Raw genomic sequence first — 17,942 nt, forward strand, 5'->3', positions numbered from 1 at the left:
CCCAGCCATACCATGAGGTGGCTGGGTTTCTTGTTTTGCGGTCTGTATATCTCTGTATATCAAGGAATCGTTGGTAGCTGGATCCCGAGAATCGTCCCTGCGCCCTGGGCGAGTGCGGCGACGGTCATTACGACGCCAGCGATCGCCATGAGTGAAGTGATCACCGTGGTGATGTGTCCGCCGACGTTATCGACGGCGCTCATACGAGCTTCCCGAGCATCGCCTGGAAACCTGGCTGGCTCGCTGCAAATGCAAGGCCACCGAGGGCCGCGATTGCGGCAAGCACGATTCCGACGATCGCGCCGGTTCCAAGGCTTGATCCTTCCGGCGTGGGAGTGGGCGTCGTCTGTGCGGGAGCATCCTTGAATTTCAGTGCAAGGGCTACCTTGGAATCCGCGAAAGGCTCACCGGCATTGTACTGCTTATCGAAGATCGCGGAGCCGTCCTCTGTCAGTTTGGTCGGGGTGAAGGTCGCAGCGAATTGGTTGTTCTTGTTAGCCTTCAGCGGCTGTTGGACGTCGAACTCGACGATGCGCTTATCGTCGCCGGTCAACGTGGTGGTCTCTGCACCGGGCATAGCGCCCTTGCGGACATAGTCTGCCTGGAGGAACCCTTTAGCCCCTTCGATGACGACCTTGAAATCAGACAGCTGGATATCCATCGCACCGTGGTGTGCGTTGATACTGATAGCGCCGTCGAGGTCTATGACCCCTTCGCCAGTTGCCGTGAGCTTGGACTCCTTTGCATTTACTGGCAAGGCGAAGTCAACCAGCTTGCTCGCGTCAAGTACCTTTTCTGCCCCATCGGACGCCGTGATGGTTGCTGCGGCAAACGGCTTCTGGATGTAGCTCAGGAATGATCCCTTGATGTTCCAGTTTGCGTGCCCGGACTCGAGCGTTGGGGCTTCCGCGAATGCGCTCGGCGCGACGAGGGCAGTAGAAGCAAGGAAGGCAGCGGTGAGGGTTGCCAGAGTGGTGGAGCGAGACATGTACGTCCTTTCATGAGTAATCGCAACCACACCGAATGGTGAGGTTAGGCTAACCTTAAATATTGGTTGGGGTTTGGTCAACGGCCGGGGGTAATGGGGCTAGGTCGCACCTGTCATAGGGGAGCAGTTCACCTCATGAGGCGCGATGAAAACACGATTTCCGTCGTGCAGGACCGTGATAGGCCAGTCGTAGACCTCGCTCAGAATGTGGTCCTGGTACACCTCGGCCACCGGCCCCGCTGCCGCAACAGCCCCCTGCTTCAAGCACACCACGTGGTCGCAGTACCGCGCAGCAAGCTGAAGATCGTGGAGCACGACGATCACGGTCGCGCCATCACGTGCCAAGGTGCGGGCGACGCCCATCGTCTGCTCTTGGAAGCGCACGTCCATCGCGGCAGTTGGTTCGTCGAGAAACACCACAGGTGTTCGCTGTGCCAAGACTCTGGCAAAGGCCACACGGGCGCGCTCACCACCGGAAAGCGTGAACATCTCTCGTTCCTGGAGGTGCGTGATGCCCGTCGCGGCGAGCGCTTGGTTGACGATGGTGGCGTCGTCAGGCTGAGTGCCCCACGGATGGCGCCCCATCTCGACGACGTCGCGCACCAAGAACGAAAAGGCGACACTGACATCCTGAAGCATGACGGCACGCGTCCGAGCGAGTTGATGAGCGGTGCACCCAGATACATCCTGACCTACAAGCTGGACGCTTCCGCTCGAGAGGGATGTATCGCCGGAGAGCGCAGCGAGCAATGTAGACTTGCCAGCTCCGTTGGGGCCGATGAGGCCGGTGACCTCTCCACTCTGCGCGGACATGCTGACATCGTGGAGTATTTCGCGCCCCTGTCTATGGACTGTGACATGTGAAGCGGTAACTGTCATTGTGCATGGCCCTTTCGCATCATCTGCCGCAGCAGGAAGAAGAAGGTCGGCCCGCCAATCAGCGCTGTGAAAATACCGATTGGCAGGTCAGCGAATGGAATGATTGTGCGGGAGAGGATATCGCCAGCACCGATCAAAAGCGCGCCACCGAGTGCAGAAGCCGGGACAAGCACCGTATTGGACGGGCCGACCGCAGTGCGCACGATATGTGGGACGACGAGTCCTACGAACCCGATCAACCCAGCGAAGGAGACTGCTGCGGCTGTAAGCAATGTCGATAGTGCGATCGCCAACATGCGCAGGCGTGCGACGTTGATGCCTACATGGAATGCAGCTTGGTCGCCCAAAGCGAGGATGTCGAGCTTGCGCACAAAACACATGGCACATGCCAATGCGAAGGTGACAACAGCAGCTACCACCCCAGTTTGCGCCCAACTCGCCCCAGCGAGACTGCCCATCTGCCAGAAAACGATCTGTTCCCGCGCCGTGGTGGGGGCGATGAATGTGAGTGCTGAAATGCATGCGCCGCAGATAGCGTTCGCTGCGATGCCTACTAGAACCAGGTTCAGGACGCGGACTCTGCCACCTGAACGCGCTAGCTGGTACACCACCACGGTGACGAATATGCCCGTTGCGAACGCGAAGATCGGCACGGTCATCGTTCCGAATGTGGTGATGCCGAATACGGTGGCGATTGCTGCGCCTACACCTGCCCCGGTACTGACGCCAACGACGCTTGGTTCTGCTAGGGGGTTGGCAAACACGGACTGCATGAGCGCCCCGCCTGTTCCCAGTGCCGCGCCGACGCAGAGTCCTAGAACGAGCCTCGGGATGCGGATTTGCCACAATACTGATGCTTCGAGTGTGGACGCTGACATTGGCCCTGCGGTAAGGATCGGCCAGAGCTCGCCGGGGGAGAACTCAAACTGGCCTACAACGAGAGAGGCAATGGCCGTGAGCACTAGCAGGGAAGCGGTGGCTGCGAAAAGCACAATTCTTCCAATGCGTCGTGCATGGATTGCTCCGTGGTGCTCGCTCATAGCTGCTCTCCGTAGAGAGCGTGCGCCGCGCGCAGCAGCAGTTCGCCAGTTTGAGGTCCGAACGCAAGTGAGTCACCGTCGGGAAGCGCCAGGACTCGCCGGTGCTGCCCCGCGGTGGTTTGTGCGACGCCGGGACGTTGGAGGAGGCCTTCAATATCGCCTGTGGACTGGAGCCCACCGTTCATCATGACGAACACTTCGGGGTTTACCTCGGCGAGCGCCTCAGGGCTTGCAGGCGAAGGCTGACCGATGCCGTGCTCGGAATTGACGTCCCTGCCACCTAGAGCAGTGATGAGTTCTTCAGTTCCTTCTTCACACCCGAGTAGATAGAAGACGCCACCGGTGCCGCGAGCATACAAAAACGACATTCGCAGTGGTTCTTCAGGTGCCACCGCAGCGATTGCGTCGAGCGCTTGCTGGACTTCTTTCTCGCTGCGTTCGGCGAGGAGGCGGCCTGCCTCAGGCTCACCGACGAGGGTTGCCACATTAGTGATGTCCTCCGCGATCGAGGCCAGCGAACGCGTCGGCTCCAGCATCACAGTGGTGATACCGGCTGCCCGTAGCTGGTCGATCGCCTCAACTGGTCCTACTGAGCGGTCGACAAGCACCAAGGTGGGACGAAGATTCAGAATGGCCTCGACGTTGAGCGAATGCCCGTTTTCCGTGACTACGGGCAGATGCGCAAGCGACGGCTCCGAGGAACTTACGGTCCGCCCGACGATGTTGTCTGCCATGCCGACACCACGAAGCGTCTTGGTGAATGTGCCGTATAGGTCCAGTGCAAGGATGCGGGAGGTATCAGTAATAGTGACGTCGTAACCGTCCGCATCGGTCACTTCGACGGGCAGAGCTTGTTCCCGTGGCGTATCGATTGGCTCGACCTCGGAGATCTCAGAGACCATCGAAACCCCTTGCGCCTGGTGTGGGTCCCCGTTTGTCTGCAGCGACTCCGCGAGCTCGTTGGTGGTGTGTTGTGTTGGGTTGTCCCACTCCGCACACCCGCCGAGGCTCAGCGTTATCGCAGTCGCGGTAACCAAGGAAAGAGTGGTTTGCAGCATTTTCATAGTGTCATATCTCCCTATCCGATGACCGCGAATCTGATGAGCGCACCGCCTGCGCCAAGCAGCGAGGCAATGAGCACCAAGAGCGTCGCGACGGTCGCGTCATCCCAACCATCCGCCCCTGTACGCGAATTGGGCGCGGTGTTTTTAATCTGGAACTTTCCGCCTTCTGGCTGATCAGAGGACGAAACAGTTGCGTCCCCCAAATGCTCGTCGAGAACGCTTCCGCGGGAAGGCGTAGACGAGGATGTTGTAGACTTCCGAAGTTTCGCTCGAGCGTCGGCCCCCGCCGCATTGTTGGATGGAGAGGACGCCCCTCCGATGGAGCCCTGGCCTTCGGCGCAGTTAGCCGATCCGCCGAGTTGAGCGGTGAAGTGAATTGTGTCGAGCGGATCGCCAGGAGGGTAGAACTGCCCAAACGCTTCCGAACCTGTGCTCGTAAGCGTTGCTTCTGCTGTACCGGTTACCGCAGAGTCGCTCACATCGAGGTTCGTGAAAGTGAGGTCTGCGATGGCGATGCGCCCGTAGTCGCGGGGGTCGCCTTCCATGGTGTTCGACGTCGCGTTGAGGATCAGCTGGCCGGTATTGCCGGAGAACTGGATTTCCATGTTGGAAAAACGAGTGTCCAATACGCCCCCGTGCCCGGTAAAACGGATCGAACCGGGGTAGAGGATGGACCCCGACCGCGTCGCAGAATCAACTGCTCCCGAATTGCCGTTGAAAGTAAAGGTGTTACCGCTGTCTCCAACGCCTTGGAGCTCCCACTTTCCTTTCGCGATATTGCCACGGATGTATGTACGGAACGACTGCCGGATTCCCCACTGTGCCTCAGCAGAGGTGACTCCGTGTGAGGTGCCAGCATCACAGACGGTATTTGAAGATGCATTACCGCCTGACGGTGCTGTGGCTGAGGCATCGCGATTGCTGTGGGCCGATGCGTTGCTCGATGGGGAAGTCGGCGCTGATGCTTGGTTGCGCGCCGGGGCCGTGTTGGCAGCCGAAGCAGTCGTCCCCGGCGCCGTCGAAGAGCGGTTGGGACGGGCTGACTGTTGCGACGATGTAGCGCGCTCGTGTAACGACGTTGCGCTTCGCAAGACCTTGTCGGCGTTGGTAAACAGCCCGTTGACCTCGATGAGCGTGTCGTTTACCTGTCCGAGCCAGAAAGCCGGTCCGCTTGTCGCCTTTGAACGTGTGGCGCCACTGTGCCCCTGAGCAGCTGCGTTGCTATTGTCTCCTGATGGGGACCCGAGTGTGAAGTCCGGGACTGGTCCGGCACCCGAAGCCTCCGTGAGTGAGAGATCGATACTGATCGGGTCGAGGGGCTCGCCTGCTTCGTAGAATCCGGCGAAGATAGTTTCCCCAGAAGCGGTAAGTGAGGTGTGGCCGCTTATCGTCACTTGGTTTGCGGTGAAGTCCGGTGCGGCATCAAGGGTGATGGTGGCCAGTACTTCTTTTTGTCCTTCTTCGACAGGGCCCACAGCTCCTGCGCCGACATACTTCCGTGTGCTGTAGTCCACCCGGAGTTCTGCGTTAGTGCCGTTGACCACCAAGATCGGGTTGCTGAGCGTCAGCTCGAGAGAGCCATCGTGGCCACTGAAGTGGACTGAGCCGGTGAAGTTGAATTGTCCGGAGGATGGGCCAGTAATCGCGGAGGATTCGGCTGGGAATTCGAATGCCGCCCCTGAGCGAGTCGCCCCTTCATCTGTGGAGATGGACCCCTTGGCGACGCCAGTTTCGATGTACTTACGGAACGATTCCCGCACACCCCAATCCATTGTTCCCGTGGATACAGTGCGGTGTGACGCGGTTTGTTCCTGTGCCGGAGCAGGGGGAGGGGTAATGAGGAGCGGGCTGAACGCTGTTGCTGCAAAGCCAAGCATGCAGGCAGAAGCGGCCAACGCGCATACGTAGCGGATAGACATAGTTCTTGGAAAATACTCTTCGTCGTCGGGATAAATGAGGGTAAGCTTACCTAATAAAAATTAGGTAAGCGTAGCCTTATGGAAGGATGCTGTTGTGGTAGTGGATCAGGAGCCTGTAACCGAGCTCATACCAGTCGTCTCAGAGGTGCCTCGAGGGCGGTTCGCGCCGTGGGAGCGTGCACTGGCAGCTGTGATTGCTGGGATTGTGGTCTTTGGCGTGAGCGCCGGAAATGTGTGGGTAAGCTCCTTGGCCTGCTTGGGGTTAATTGTGCTAGTTCTTGCGCTAGCAGCGCTGCCGTCGCGACGTAGTTATCAGGCAGCACCACGCGGAGATCGTCGCTCCGGCCTTCTCGTTGGGGTGGTATGGGCTGGGGTGATTGCAGTCTCACTGATGGTGTTGTTTGCGGTGCCTGAGAGCTACACCCTTACCGGGGGCGTGCTTGCCGCCTTTGTGGCGGCAAGTGCCGTGTGGGGTGTGCTTGTGTATCTCGACAGCAGTGACGCCAAGTGTCGAGGGCTAGTCGAGTCGTGATGTGAGCTCCTGGAACACCGCTTCATTCAGCGTGAAGACGTGCTTTGCTGTCTCGATGAGTTGGGCGCGTTCGTCGTCGCTCAGTTGCATGGCGTCCAGGGATGCTTTGTATTGCGCACGATATGGCGGGATTTTCCCAATCGCGGAAAAGTCGTAGAAGTTGAGGGCGTTATCGCCGAGGTTGTATTCGCTGCGAAATACCCGGGCAAGCGCCTGACCACCAGCGATGTCGCCGAGGTAGCGAACGTAGTGGTGTGCTATCACCTCGGGGCCGTTGTTGGGGGTGAGTGCGTTGAGTTCGGCAACGTAGCGTGACGTTGCCTCGAGTGGGTGATGGTGATTTTGCCAATCCGCGCCGAGTAGCGCTGTGAGGTCGGCGGAGATTGCGTCTACCCGCTCAAGTCTCGGGTCGGCGATCTGGGCTACGGCATGGTGAGTGGCTGTGCGGCGCACCGCGGCTTCGAGTGCGGAATAGATGTGGAAGTACTGCACGGTGAGCTCGGCGACGGCTGTTGCGCTGAGCTGACCTCCGCTGAGGTTAGACATGAAGCGGGAGGTCTCGGCACTTGCGTGTGCGGCTGTGGTCTGCTCCTTCAGGGCGACGGACAGTGGCATCTGTGCAGGGGCGATGAGGGTCATCGGTGACTCCGATCGTGTGTAGGTGGGGAGCGAGCGCTCCAAGCTGACGCACCAATAGTAAGGCAAGGCTTACCTAAAGAAAATCGCCCAAAAGTTTAGGATTGATGCCTTGTATTTATTGCTCGTTTTATAACCGCGTGGCGTGGAAACAGTTTTGTCTCCGGGGATCCAGAATCGCCAGGGGGCATCAGCATTCTTCGAGATGCCAATACGGGGGCCACAAACCCACTCCGGGGGAGCGGTAGGTGCGGTCAAAGAGACGGATTTATGGTTGTCGGTGAGTTCAAACCCCAACGCTTCGCCCAGGTTTCCGGGACCACGCGCCAGGTTGTCTTCTTCGATGGGAAGGCGGTCGGGTTTTTGGCGGCGTCGATAGGCGATATCGTGGCCTTCGATGACCCTGCCTCCGCGCAGTAGGCATCCCTGGCCGATGCCCTCCGGTGCGCACACAATGTTGACGTTGTGGTGAATGCCGTACGAAAGATACACGTAGAAACGTCCGGGAGGGCCAAACATCGCAGCGTTTCGTGCCGTTTTGCCGCGATAGGTGTGCGCGGCGGCGTCTTCCTCGCCGAGGTATGCCTCGACCTCGGTCAATACGATGCTGACCCCGCCATGAGTGAGTGTGCACCCGAGTAGTTTGGGCGCGACGATGTTTGCGGGGCGGGAAAAGTCAATCATGGCCCCACCCTAACGAGAGTTCCCCAATGGTGGTTGAACGAAAGGGGGAAACACCACATGAAGTGTGGCTGGAGTTTGTTTTGTTATTTTTTTGCGTACGGTGAACACAGGAACGCTTTTCTACACGCCACTTAGTCTAAGGAGCATCATGGCAGGCAAGCGCAACTGGGCAGCAACAGCGTCGATCGCGGCAGCGTTGGGGGTAGGAACTGTTGCAGCTGTGGATCTGACTCAGAAGAAACACTCCATTCGAAGAATTTACCCAGTCTTGGGGCGTGCGCGGTGGGCACTCGAGAAGATTCGACCGGAGCTTCAGCAGTACTTTATTGAGCGTGACTGGGACGGCCGCCCATTCGACCGCCGCACTCGTAGTCTCATCTACTCGCGCGCGAAAGGGCAGACTTCGACCACGGCGTTCGGTACGCAAGAAAACGTCTACGAGCAGGGACACCGCTCCCTGGTGCATTCGATGCGCCCCGTAGATATGCCTGCGGAGCCGCCGCGCGTGCTGATTGGAGGCCCGCAGTGCTCCCAGCCGTACAGTGCAGCATTGCTGAACATCTCCGCTATGAGCTTCGGCTCGTTGTCTGGGCGCGCCGTCGAAGCGATGAACAAGGGAGCCAAGTTGGGCGGGTTCTACCAGGACACCGGTGAAGGCGGTCTGTCCCCGCACCACGAAAAGTACGGCGGTGACCTGGTGTGGGAAATCGGCACCGGGTACTTCGGCGCACGCACCCCGATGGGGGGATTTGATGCAGATACCTTCGCAGAGAAGGCAAAGCGGCCACAGGTGAAGATGACGCTGCTCAAGCTCTCACAGGGAGCGAAGCCTGGTTTGGGCGGTGAGCTGCCAGCCGCGAAGGCGACGAAGGAAGTTGCTGAAATTCGCGGGATCGAGGAAGGGAAGGCGTTCACGTCCCCAGGTGCGCACTCTGAATTTGATACCCCAATCGGCCTCCTGCACTTCATCGACCAGATGCGTACCCTCTCCGGGGGGAAGCCGGTTGGATTCAAACTGTGCATAGGCTCTCGTCGGGAATTCCTCTCGGTGTGCAAGGCCATGCTCGAGACTGGCATTCTGCCTGACTTCATCGTGGTCGACGGTTCCGAGGGCGGTACTGGCTCGGCGCCGAAGGAGTTTGAGGACCACGTGGGCCTGCCACTCACAGAGGGCCTGACGTTCGTGAATAATGCGCTGGTGGGCTGCGGCCTTCGCGACAAGATCAAGATCGGTGCTGCCGGCAAGATCGCCGCCGGCAACGACTTGGTGCGTCGCATGGTGCAGGGCGCGGACTTCCTGCTGAGCGCCCGCGCGATGATGATGGCCGTCGGCTGCGTGCAGGCAATGGAGTGCCACCTCGGTACGTGCCCGGCTGGTGTCGCGACGCAAGACCCGTGGCGTGAGCGTGGCCTGGATGTCGAGGACAAATCAATGCGCGTGATGCGGTACCAGAAGGCCACCGTTTCGTCAGCGCTGCGCCTCATGGCCGCGATGGGAGTGCAAGATCCGAAGGACCTGCGCCCCGAGATGATTCGCTGCAACGACGACTACGGGAAACCCCAGACGTACCGCGAGCGCTACGAGTGGCTTCGCGACGGTCAGCTTGTCGACGGCGACGTCCCGGAGAACTGGCGCGAGGACTGGGAATCTGCGAACGCGGAGTCGTTTCTAGCGAAAGGGAAGTAGCGCTTCGCTTCGGCGTGGAAAATTTGCCACAATAGGGGCATGACCCTAGATGAATCACAACGCGCGAAGGAACTGGCCGAGCTTGAGGAACGCCTCGAGCTCGGCCGTAAGCACCACGAAGAACTCATGGCGCAGATGAAGGCGAAAGTCCAGGAGTTCGAAGAGCGCCAAGCTGAGCTTGAGCGAGCTATTGCGGAGCGCAAGTCCGCAAAGTAAGCGCTATTGCTCACTGAGCCATGCAGCAAGTCGATGCACTGCTGCATGCTCAGCGTTGGTTCCGATGACCTCGTCTGCGACCTTCTTAAGGTCCGGGTGGGCGTTGCCCATCGCAACCGCTGTTCCAGCCGCCTGGAGCATCGTGTAATCGTTCAGGAAATCACCGATCGCGGCAGTTGCTTCCTGAGGCACGCCCAAGGCGTCCGCGATCGCCAGCAGCGCCTTGCCCTTGTCTGCCTCTGGGCTCATGATGTCGATCCAGTGCTGGCCACTAACTACGTGGTGCAGCCCAGGCGCGTGCGCCTGCACCCACGCCAGCGCGTCACGCTCTGCATCACCGTCCACGTAGAGCGCGACTTTCACGGGTTGTTCGAAGGGGACGTCGACAAGCGAATCCACGTTTGTGTTGGCGTGATAGTACTTTGCAATCTCCTGCTCGACTTCCTTGGATGCACCGCGCAGCGAGTAGGACTGCTCGGGAGTGCACAGCACCGCCGACGCTGAAAACGGCGCTGTTTCAAACGCGCGTAGAAACTCGCGTACTGGCTGCTCCGGCATGGCAGTCACGTCGATTATGCGGCCGTCGTGGAAGACGACGGAACCGTTCTCCGCGATGAACGTGTGAGGCTGATGAGTGGTGAACATATCACGAAGCGTCGCGAGCTGGCGTCCCGATGCCGGCGTGACCAGGACTTCGCGGTCGTCGGCAAGGCGAAGGAGCTCCCAGAAGGCGTCGGGAATGCGCCCGTGTTCGTTGAGCAGGGTGCCGTCCATGTCGAGGGCGATGATCTTCGGGCAAGGCATAGATTCGTTTCCTCCAATGCGTTGATGTACGTGCACAGGGTACCGAAGGTAGTTTCGCGCCAGCTTGTCGACGCCACGTTGGACAAATACCGCCATCCAGCACCGGGGGTGTGTTTTGGGGGTGGGGTGCGGGTTTACTTGGCGTTGCACTACAAAGCCCACCTAAGGCGACTGATGTAACCATATCTCGCGGTGCGGTTGGTTTAGCTGGAGTATTTGTAACAAAGATGGACCAATACACGCTACGATAATTCCTGTATTGGGGGTACGGCAGCTGTGTCATGTACCCCCAAGGCAAACGTTTCCCAATTGTTCAATTACCGCATGAAGAGGATGACTGTGTCTACGCCTACGAATACAACGCACCAACAGGACTGGAATCACAAGCTGACCCTGGCCCAGGAAATGCTTCCGCTCATCAGCCAGCTTCACCGTGAAAACAACGTTGTCACCTCGATTTTTGGCCGACTGCTGGTAGGTGTGACGGACATCGACATTATTAAGGCGCACCGGTACGCGCGTCGCATTGTGGAGAAGGAGCTTCCGCTCGAGGACACGTTGCCGGTGCTTCGTGAGCTTGTTCAGATGAACCTCGGCACGGCATCGATTGACCTTGGCCGTCTTGCCAGCGACTACAAGAAGTCCGGCGCGAGCGATCTGCGGGCCTACTTGAACGAGGCGCTTGCCGACGTCGTCGATACGGACTCGGAGCTCGAGCCACGCGATGTTGTGCTGTATGGTTTCGGTCGCATCGGCCGCTTGTTGGCTCGCATTCTGATTGCTCGTGAGGCGATGTACGGGGGAGCGCGCCTGCGCGCCGTCGTCGTGCGGAAGAAGGGTGACGACGACATCGTCAAGCGTGCATCGTTGCTTCGCCGCGACTCGGTGCACGGCCCATTCGACGGCACTATCACTGTGGATCACGAGAAGGAAGTCATCTGGGCCAACGGGACGCCGATCCAGATGATCTACGCGAACGATCCGGCATCCATCGATTACACCGAGTACGGCATCAACGATGCGATCGTCGTTGATAACACCGGTGTCTGGCGCGATGAGGCTGGGCTGAGCCAGCACCTGAAGTCCAAGGGTGTCTCCCGCGTTCTGCTGACCGCTCCAGGTAAGGGCGATATTAAGAACATCGTCTACGGCATCAACCATGCTGACATTGCGGACGGCGACCAGATCCTGTCCGCGGCTTCATGCACCACGAACGGTATTACGCCGGTGCTGAAGGTCATCAACGATCGCTACGGTGTGGTGCACGGCCACGTTGAGACAGTGCACTCCTACACGAACGACCAGAACCTGGCTGACAACTTCCACAAGGGGGACCGCCGCGGTCGCGCTGCTGGTCTCAACATGGTGCTGACGGAAACAGGTGCTGCAAAGGCTGTGTCGAAGGCGCTTCCCGAGTTCGAGGGCAAGCTGACCGGCAACGCGATCCGCGTTCCAACGCCTGACGTTTCCATGGCGGTGCTCAACCTCGAGCTCGAAACCGAGACGACAAAGGATGAGGTCAATAACTTCCTCCGTAAGGTCTCGACGGATTCTAACCTGCGCCAGCAGATTGACTACATCCAGTCGCCTGAGGTTGTCTCGACAGATTTGCTCGGTACCACGCACGCTGGTGTCGTTGACGGGTTGGCGACGATTTCGGCCGGCAAGCACCTCGTGCTCTACGTCTGGTACGACAATGAGTATGGCTACTCCCACCAGGTAGTGCGAGTTGTTGAGGAGATCGCGGGTGTTCGCCCGCGCATTTACCCCGCACGGACCGTTCCGGAGGATCTGAAGTAGTCATTTCTTTCCATGCCCCAGGCTGCACATGGCAGTTCCTGGGGCATGATGAGTTATTGGGGGGTGTACGTTTTGCGCTGGGAGTTCGCAAATTGACGTTCATACACTAAGTTAGAAGCGTACGTCTTTCGGTATGGGTGATTCGAAGAAGTGTAAGGCAGAGGCAAGAGTGCGTCGAGGTAAGTGTAAAACCGGGCTCGCGGTCGCAGCGGCGACTTCAATCATGCTTGTGTCCGCAGGTATTGCTCCAACATATGCCCATGCCGAGCAAGATTCTCCGGAAGTGATCGACGAAGTTGCCGTCGATACTTCAAACTCGCTGGGGTTTGAGGAACTTCCGGAAGGGAAAGCGAAGCGCTCGTACCTCTTCCTCGATACCGATGGTTCACCACTGCAGGACACCGAGGTACGGTTCGTGAGCCAGGATGGGAAGACTTCGCACGTTGCGCGCACCAGCGAGAATGGTGCAGTTGCGTTTATCGTCGACCCAGGTTCGTACCGCTACCAAATCTATGGCGGAAAGGACCCGGAGAAACCGCGCTTTATTTCGGGTTGGATCACCGTCAAAGAAGACACGTTCATCATCACCTCGCTGAAGCTGCCTGCTGAGCAAACCATTTTCTATACGTGGCCGAAGATTGACTTGAAGCCAGGTGAGCGCAAAGTGGTCATGCCAAACGAGGAGAATGAGACCGGTACCGAGTTTGAAAAGATCGGTGGGACTCCTGAATGGGTGACTGTCTACCGTGACGGCACGGTGGAGGTTGCACCACTCGAAACGACGAAGGCCGGTGTGTACACCGTCAAGATTCGCGCTTCGAATGCACCTGACTTTGCCGTCAGGATTGAGTTGCAGGAATCAGCTAGTGGCGCTGATCGGTACGCCTTCAAGTACCCAACTAGCTACGTTCGTCCCGGTTCTGTCGGTTCAAGCATCACACCGAGCTTGACGCTGCGTAAAGACGGCTACGACTTCATTAACCAGCCGGTGCCTCGTGGGACGACGTTTGAGACTTCATACCCAGAAGCTACGATCGATAAGAACACCGGCGAGGTCAAGTACGTCGCTTCGAGGGGTACCAAGGTCGGGGAGACCGTCAGAATTCCGGTGACCGTGACGATGCCCGACGGCAGCCAGCTGAAGACGGACGCCGCTTTTGAGGTGATTCCGCCACTGCTCAAGACAGTAACGGACATCTCCTATGATGACGCCCGCGTGGCGCCAGGTGGAAAGTTCGTTGCAGATCTCAACTCCCGCGAACCGCTGCCCGTTGGCACCGAGTTCCGTTGGGACGCTAGAAAGAACGCTGACCTCCGCGGATGGAACGTCGCCGTCGACAGTGCCACGGGGGTCGTCGAGGCTGTGGTTCCCGAAGGCGTCGAGGATAAGGATTACAACTTACACATCCTGGCCAGCTACATGGATGGGTCAAGGGAGTACGTAACACTGCCTGTGCACATCGTGAACCAACTCAGCCCGGAGGAACTCGAGGCACACAAGCTGCGCTATGCACAGCAAATCGTGACCCCTGGTAAGGCGTTCACCGCTGAACCAGAGGGCGATCCTGTCTACGGCAGCGTGTTCTCCATCGAAAACGACGGTGGCATTCCGATCACCATTGACCGCGCGACAGGCCGCGTCACTGCAAAGATTCCGGCAGATACCGAGGCAGACAGCACCTACACCGCGAAGCTGCGCGTTGACTTCCCCGGTGGGCACCAAATCATCGAGTTGAAGGCAACTGCTAACTCGTTAGCTAGGAAGAACACAGTCGACTACGCTGTGCAAGAGGGCTTTGCCAAGCCGAAAGATCAGTTCTCTGGTGTGCACTACGGGCTGCCAAAGAGCTACAAGAACCAGGACGCGAACGTCGATATCAACCCGGAAACGGGCGAGGTGCGAGCTACGGTGCCACGTAGTCAGAAGCCAAAAGAGATTAACGTTCCTGTTGTTGTGACGTGGGAAGATGGCTCACAGCAGCTGATCGACCTACACGTTGTGCCTAAGCAAACAGCGACGCAAAAGGAGCTGAACTGGGAGCGCGTGTGGTGGATCGTGCCGTTCATGATCGCCGCTGAGGGCCTTGGTGTCTTACTCTTCTGGTTGTGGGACAGTAATAAGCATGTTCCGCCGTTTAATGCGGTGACGCATGCGTTGAAGAACGCCGGATTTGACGTTTCGGGATAAAGGACGAGAAAAGTGAAGATGAAACGAGCTCTTGCTATCGCGCTGTGCGCAGGCCTTGCCTTCGGTGGGGTGCAGCCCATCGCTGAGGCTGGCGTTCAAAAGATTCCCGGCGGCGTCTGGATCGAGAACGATTCGAAGACTGAAGGCTTTGCTATCTCGGACCTGGCGTACGGGTCGAAGCTGACCACGACGTTCCAGAACCCGCAGTCGGTCGGCGGTTTGCTCGAAAGCAGCCTGCAGACTGTACTGACCGTCGACGGGCGGCAGGTGGCGTTCCTCCCGACTGAGACGAAGTCTGATGTTGAAGAAAACGAGATCGGTTACAAGGTCATCCTGACGCACTACGATGCGAACACCGAAATCGAGATCACGCGTACGATTGAGATCGGCACAAATTCGATGGACGTGACGGTCGAGGCTACGAACAAGTCGAAGCGCGACCGCAAGATCGCCATCGAGATGTTCTCTGCCGTTCCAAAGTATGCGCAGTATCAAGGTACCTACCGAGGCGGAAGGTTTAACTTCGGTCCTGCCGAAAAACCTGGCTACGATGTTTCGGTGAACTTCCGTGGTGCTGACGTCTCAAAGGCGGCGGGGCACGCGATCGAGTCTGGCGAAGCTAGCCGGGTGGGTGAAGTTGCCGAAGACGGCGCCGGCTACCAGTACGCGGCGTGGAACAAGGAACTACCAGTTCAGGGGACGGCGTCGGTTACCGCGAACATCTTCATCCAGACGCAGCCCACGGCGAAAGACACTGACCAGGATGGGCTGCCGGATGAGTGGGAGAAGGTGGGGTTTACCGCTGCTGACGGGACCCAGCTTCCACTCGACAGGTGGGGGGCGAAAGTAGGACAGAAAGATCTGTTCCTGCAGTTGAACTGGATGAAGTCTGAGTGGGAGACGCTGAACTGCAACGAGGTGAATAAGTTCGGCGCGAACATCCAAGACTTTGAGAAGTTTGCGAAGTGCGCTGAGGCGAACGCGAACGTGTACCGGCCTTCCCGTGAGTCCCTGATGGAGCTGGAGGATAAGTTCGCTGCGCACGGGATTCGTCTCCATATCGATGCTGGTGACCTCTACACCTCCATCCCTAACTACGAGAACAGGCACGGTGGCCCAACGGAGGACTTCACCCCGCTGTACTTCGCGGATGGTATGTCGAAGCGAGACAAGCTAGGGCAAAAGCGCCAGGAGCTGCTCGGTACTCGTGAGTCGGTGTTCCGCGTCGGCATTATCGGCGACCAGATGGAGAAAGGCGACTGGTCGACGGGTACCGGCCTGGTCAACGACTCTGCGTTCTATGTGTCGTATCACGAGAACGTGACGAACCAAGAGCAGCTGCGCAACACGATCCTGCACGAGTTCGGCCACAACCTAGGCCTCACCCACAACGGTGCGCTGTCGACGAACCCCGTGGACACCGAGGAGTACTTGCCGACGTACAAGTCGGTCATGAACTACCTCTACCAGTGGTCGCACTTCGACTACTCCGACCAGGTCTATAAGTCGGTTCCCAAGACCGATAAGATGTACCCGACAGAGAAGTGCGAGCAGGACGGCGTCGTCTGTTACGAGGGCGAGTACTCCGTGCCAGCAGACTGGGAGAACCTGAACCTCAAGGGTAAGTACATTGGCTCGGGCGAAGGCACGATTGGTACCGACGACATTCCGGAAACGGGCCACAACATTTCTGCTCGCGAGCTTGAAATTATCGCGGCGGATCAGAACCCTGGGAAGGCTGGTTTCCGCCTGGCTGGCGGTGAGGATGCAGCGGTGGTGACGAACCGTTCGACCGACGTACTGACCGGCGAGATCCGCAACCTCGGTCTGGATCTGCACAAGTTCACGGTGTACGCCAAATACCCGACGATCACGGGTGCGGAGCCAATCGAAGTCACTGTTCCTGGCCAGATTAACGCCAGCGGTGCGGAACCTTCTGCACGTGTTGAAATCCCGATCAAGAATGCAACCTCGCTGCGGGACTCGACGATGCCGCTTGAAATCCGCATCGTCAACAGCGAAGGCGAGGAAGTATTCAAGGAGGAGTACCAGGTCTCCGTTCTTGACTACACCGCGGAAGAGATGGAGCGCATCCGTAAGGAGATCGAGAAGGATCCAAACGCTAGTGACCGACTGAAGGAGTCCGCGCGCCGCATTCTGGACCCGAAGGCCGGGCGTCAGGCGCCGGAAGAGCCGGACCGTATTGAGGTGGAGACGCCGACGCCACAGAATCCCCAGATCGGTACAGGTGTGAACACGGGCCAGTCGGACAAGTCGTCCGCGTCCGACAACGTGGGGATGATCGTCGGCATTATCGCTGCAGTCGGCGGTGTGTTGGCGGCGGTCTACGCTGCGGCATGGGCATCAGGTCTTCTGAAGTTCTAAACTTCTCTCTACAAAGGCCCCGTGGGAATTCTCCCGCGGGGCCTTTCTCTATTTGTGCAGCTCAACCATATCTTCGTGTGAGTTTGCACATAATAAGTTGCAAGTTCGGTAGGGCGAACTTTAGAGTTGGTGAGGTACACCTTAGTTTGAAAGGAAACACTTCATGTCACGCACATCCAGGATCCTCACTGCATGCGCGCTTGCCTTGGGCGTAGGGCTCGCAGGCTGCTCGTCTACCGAGGACAACCAGGCGACACAGGACGGCATCAACGCCGACGGTGCGCTGCAGGTCTACGCAACCACGGGTTACCTCGCGGATGCCATCGCCAACATTGCGCCTGAGGCGGAGGTCACCACGATGGTTGGCCCGGGCGGGGACCCGCACACCTACCAGCCCTCAACGAAGGACATCGACAAGATTCAGTCCTCCGATGTGGTGTTCTGGAACGGCCTGCACCTCGAAGCTCAGATGATCAAGCAGCTGGAGAGCCTCGGGGACCGCCAGCTGGCAGTAGGAGACAAGCTGCCGAACAATCTGCTGCTTGACTGGCCAGAAACCGATGCTGAGGGCAACCCTCTGCATGACCCGCACGTATGGAACAGTCCAGAGGCGTGGAGCCTGGTTGTCGGCGAGGTCGCAAACAAGCTTGCAGAGGTCGACCCTTCGAAGTCCGATGAGTACCACGAGAACGCCGCGAAATACCAGGCGGAAATCGCGGATGCGAACGAAAAGGCTGCAACCATGCTGGCGAACATCACTGGGCCACGCATCTTGATCACCGGCCACGATGCCTTCAACTACTTCGGCAAGACCTACGGGTTGGATGTGTACGCGACGGACTTTGTTTCCACAGAGGCGAAGCTGTCGGCGTCGGAACTTTCGGACCTTGCGGATCTCATCGCGGACAACAAGGTGCCGACGATCTTCCAGGACAATCAGGCGAACCCGCAGGCGATTAAGAGCCTGCAGGAGGCTGTGCACGCCCGCGGGTGGGATGTCGCCATTTCTGACGAGGAGCTCTTCGCCGACACCCTCGGCCCCACCGCGCCAACGGATACCTACATCGGGGCGTTCCTGCATAACGCTGAAGCAGTTGCTGCAGCGCTCGGGGGCAAGTAA

General features: G+C 58.6%; 16 protein-coding genes. 7 read left to right on the forward strand and 9 right to left on the reverse strand.

Going from position 1 to position 17,942, the window contains the following annotated elements; all coding sequences use genetic code 11:
• Nucleotides 1–59 precede the first annotated feature (59 nt).
• The 6 genes from BQ4436_RS12260 to BQ4436_RS07240 all read right to left on the reverse strand — a co-directional run bounded on the left by BQ4436_RS12260 (nucleotide 60) and on the right by BQ4436_RS07240 (nucleotide 5,890).
• On the reverse strand, nucleotides 60–203 hold the full coding sequence (locus BQ4436_RS12260; RefSeq protein ID WP_168156192.1) for a hypothetical protein: 144 nt from the start codon (nucleotides 201–203) through the stop codon (nucleotides 60–62).
• Nucleotides 200–988, reverse strand: a complete 789-nt coding sequence (locus BQ4436_RS07220; RefSeq protein WP_070976143.1) for an HtaA domain-containing protein — start codon at nucleotides 986–988, stop codon at nucleotides 200–202. Before BQ4436_RS07220 ends, BQ4436_RS12260 begins: the two co-directional genes overlap by 4 nt.
• Nucleotides 989–1,087: 99 nt before the next feature.
• Entirely contained in the window at nucleotides 1,088–1,867 is a 780-nt protein-coding gene (locus BQ4436_RS07225) for a heme ABC transporter ATP-binding protein (protein WP_070976145.1), read from the reverse strand.
• Nucleotides 1,864–2,907, reverse strand: coding sequence for a FecCD family ABC transporter permease (locus BQ4436_RS07230; protein ID WP_070479285.1), 1,044 nt, complete (start codon nucleotides 2,905–2,907; stop codon nucleotides 1,864–1,866). The genes BQ4436_RS07225 and BQ4436_RS07230 overlap by 4 nt, the downstream gene beginning before the upstream one ends.
• Nucleotides 2,904–3,971: a heme/hemin ABC transporter substrate-binding protein gene (locus BQ4436_RS07235; RefSeq protein ID WP_070976147.1), complete on the reverse strand. Its 1,068-nt coding sequence runs from the start codon at nucleotides 3,969–3,971 to the stop codon at nucleotides 2,904–2,906. Before BQ4436_RS07235 ends, BQ4436_RS07230 begins: the two co-directional genes overlap by 4 nt.
• A 14-nt stretch (nucleotides 3,972–3,985) precedes the next feature.
• Nucleotides 3,986–5,890 carry an HtaA domain-containing protein gene (locus tag BQ4436_RS07240; protein ID WP_083329491.1) on the reverse strand — a complete coding sequence of 635 codons (1,905 nt, stop codon included), beginning with the start codon at nucleotides 5,888–5,890 and terminating at the stop codon, nucleotides 3,986–3,988.
• Nucleotides 5,891–5,984: 94 nt separating this feature from the next.
• Here BQ4436_RS07240 and BQ4436_RS07245 point away from each other — a divergent pair, with 94 nt between their 5' ends.
• On the forward strand, nucleotides 5,985–6,422 hold the full coding sequence (locus tag BQ4436_RS07245; protein WP_070976150.1) for a hypothetical protein: 438 nt from the start codon (nucleotides 5,985–5,987) through the stop codon (nucleotides 6,420–6,422).
• Here BQ4436_RS07245 and BQ4436_RS07250 read toward each other — a convergent pair.
• Both BQ4436_RS07250 and BQ4436_RS07255 read right to left on the reverse strand, forming a co-directional pair.
• Nucleotides 6,408–7,061, reverse strand: coding sequence for a biliverdin-producing heme oxygenase (locus tag BQ4436_RS07250; protein ID WP_070976152.1), 654 nt, complete (start codon nucleotides 7,059–7,061; stop codon nucleotides 6,408–6,410). The two genes, BQ4436_RS07245 and BQ4436_RS07250, sit on opposite strands and share 15 nt — an antisense overlap.
• Nucleotides 7,062–7,130: 69 nt before the next feature.
• A complete protein-coding gene (locus BQ4436_RS07255) occupies nucleotides 7,131–7,742 on the reverse strand; it encodes a DNA-3-methyladenine glycosylase (protein WP_070976153.1) in 612 nt (203 codons plus the stop codon).
• Nucleotides 7,743–7,890: 148 nt separating this feature from the next.
• Here BQ4436_RS07255 and BQ4436_RS07260 point away from each other — a divergent pair, with 148 nt between their 5' ends.
• Both BQ4436_RS07260 and BQ4436_RS12265 read left to right on the forward strand, forming a co-directional pair.
• Nucleotides 7,891–9,429 carry an FMN-binding glutamate synthase family protein gene (locus BQ4436_RS07260; protein ID WP_070362795.1) on the forward strand — a complete coding sequence of 513 codons (1,539 nt, stop codon included), beginning with the start codon at nucleotides 7,891–7,893 and terminating at the stop codon, nucleotides 9,427–9,429.
• Between the two features lie 39 nt (nucleotides 9,430–9,468).
• A complete protein-coding gene (locus BQ4436_RS12265) occupies nucleotides 9,469–9,645 on the forward strand; it encodes a hypothetical protein (RefSeq protein WP_168156190.1) in 177 nt (58 codons plus the stop codon).
• A 3-nt stretch (nucleotides 9,646–9,648) separates the two neighbouring features.
• Here BQ4436_RS12265 and BQ4436_RS07265 read toward each other — a convergent pair whose 3' ends face one another.
• Nucleotides 9,649–10,449 (reverse strand): HAD family hydrolase, encoded by an 801-nt coding sequence (locus tag BQ4436_RS07265; protein ID WP_070976155.1) that lies wholly within the window; start codon nucleotides 10,447–10,449, stop codon nucleotides 9,649–9,651.
• A gap of 333 nt (nucleotides 10,450–10,782) precedes the next feature.
• Here BQ4436_RS07265 and BQ4436_RS07270 point away from each other — a divergent pair, with 333 nt between their 5' ends.
• From BQ4436_RS07270 to BQ4436_RS07285, 4 genes are all read left to right on the forward strand, one after another.
• On the forward strand, nucleotides 10,783–12,249 hold the full coding sequence (locus tag BQ4436_RS07270; RefSeq protein WP_070479355.1) for a glyceraldehyde-3-phosphate dehydrogenase: 1,467 nt from the start codon (nucleotides 10,783–10,785) through the stop codon (nucleotides 12,247–12,249).
• A gap of 133 nt (nucleotides 12,250–12,382) precedes the next feature.
• The gene (locus BQ4436_RS07275) at nucleotides 12,383–14,437 is read left to right on the forward strand and encodes a Rib/alpha-like domain-containing protein (RefSeq protein WP_070976156.1); all 2,055 of its coding nucleotides are present in this window, start codon (nucleotides 12,383–12,385) and stop codon (nucleotides 14,435–14,437) included.
• Between the two features lie 18 nt (nucleotides 14,438–14,455).
• Nucleotides 14,456–16,822 (forward strand): zinc metalloprotease, encoded by a 2,367-nt coding sequence (locus BQ4436_RS07280; protein ID WP_176754831.1) that lies wholly within the window; start codon nucleotides 14,456–14,458, stop codon nucleotides 16,820–16,822.
• A gap of 163 nt (nucleotides 16,823–16,985) precedes the next feature.
• Nucleotides 16,986–17,942 (forward strand): metal ABC transporter substrate-binding protein, encoded by a 957-nt coding sequence (locus BQ4436_RS07285; protein ID WP_070362790.1) that lies wholly within the window; start codon nucleotides 16,986–16,988, stop codon nucleotides 17,940–17,942.

The organism is Corynebacterium sp. MC3 (assembly GCF_900099485.1).
In the GTDB taxonomy this organism is placed as follows: domain Bacteria; phylum Actinomycetota; class Actinomycetes; order Mycobacteriales; family Mycobacteriaceae; genus Corynebacterium; species Corynebacterium pseudogenitalium.

Bases quoted from the DNA above. Each gene is read 5' to 3' on its own strand.
- BQ4436_RS07280 (WP_176754831.1), top strand. From the start codon at position 14,456: ATGAAACGAGCTCTTGCTATCGCGCTGTGCGCAGGCCTTGCCTTCGGT.
- BQ4436_RS07255 (WP_070976153.1), bottom strand. From the start codon at position 7,742: ATGATTGACTTTTCCCGCCCCGCAAACATCGTCGCGCCCAAACTACTC.
- BQ4436_RS07220 (WP_070976143.1), bottom strand. From the start codon at position 988: ATGTCTCGCTCCACCACTCTGGCAACCCTCACCGCTGCCTTCCTTGCT.
- BQ4436_RS12260 (WP_168156192.1), bottom strand. From the start codon at position 203: ATGAGCGCCGTCGATAACGTCGGCGGACACATCACCACGGTGATCACT.
- BQ4436_RS07270 (WP_070479355.1), top strand. From the start codon at position 10,783: ATGACTGTGTCTACGCCTACGAATACAACGCACCAACAGGACTGGAAT.
- BQ4436_RS07275 (WP_070976156.1), top strand. From the start codon at position 12,383: ATGGGTGATTCGAAGAAGTGTAAGGCAGAGGCAAGAGTGCGTCGAGGT.
- BQ4436_RS07240 (WP_083329491.1), bottom strand. From the start codon at position 5,890: ATGTCTATCCGCTACGTATGCGCGTTGGCCGCTTCTGCCTGCATGCTT.
- BQ4436_RS07265 (WP_070976155.1), bottom strand. From the start codon at position 10,449: ATGCCTTGCCCGAAGATCATCGCCCTCGACATGGACGGCACCCTGCTC.
- BQ4436_RS07250 (WP_070976152.1), bottom strand. From the start codon at position 7,061: ATGACCCTCATCGCCCCTGCACAGATGCCACTGTCCGTCGCCCTGAAG.
- BQ4436_RS07235 (WP_070976147.1), bottom strand. From the start codon at position 3,971: ATGAAAATGCTGCAAACCACTCTTTCCTTGGTTACCGCGACTGCGATA.
- BQ4436_RS07225 (WP_070976145.1), bottom strand. From the start codon at position 1,867: ATGACAGTTACCGCTTCACATGTCACAGTCCATAGACAGGGGCGCGAA.
- BQ4436_RS12265 (WP_168156190.1), top strand. From the start codon at position 9,469: ATGACCCTAGATGAATCACAACGCGCGAAGGAACTGGCCGAGCTTGAG.
- BQ4436_RS07230 (WP_070479285.1), bottom strand. From the start codon at position 2,907: ATGAGCGAGCACCACGGAGCAATCCATGCACGACGCATTGGAAGAATT.
- BQ4436_RS07260 (WP_070362795.1), top strand. From the start codon at position 7,891: ATGGCAGGCAAGCGCAACTGGGCAGCAACAGCGTCGATCGCGGCAGCG.
- BQ4436_RS07285 (WP_070362790.1), top strand. From the start codon at position 16,986: ATGTCACGCACATCCAGGATCCTCACTGCATGCGCGCTTGCCTTGGGC.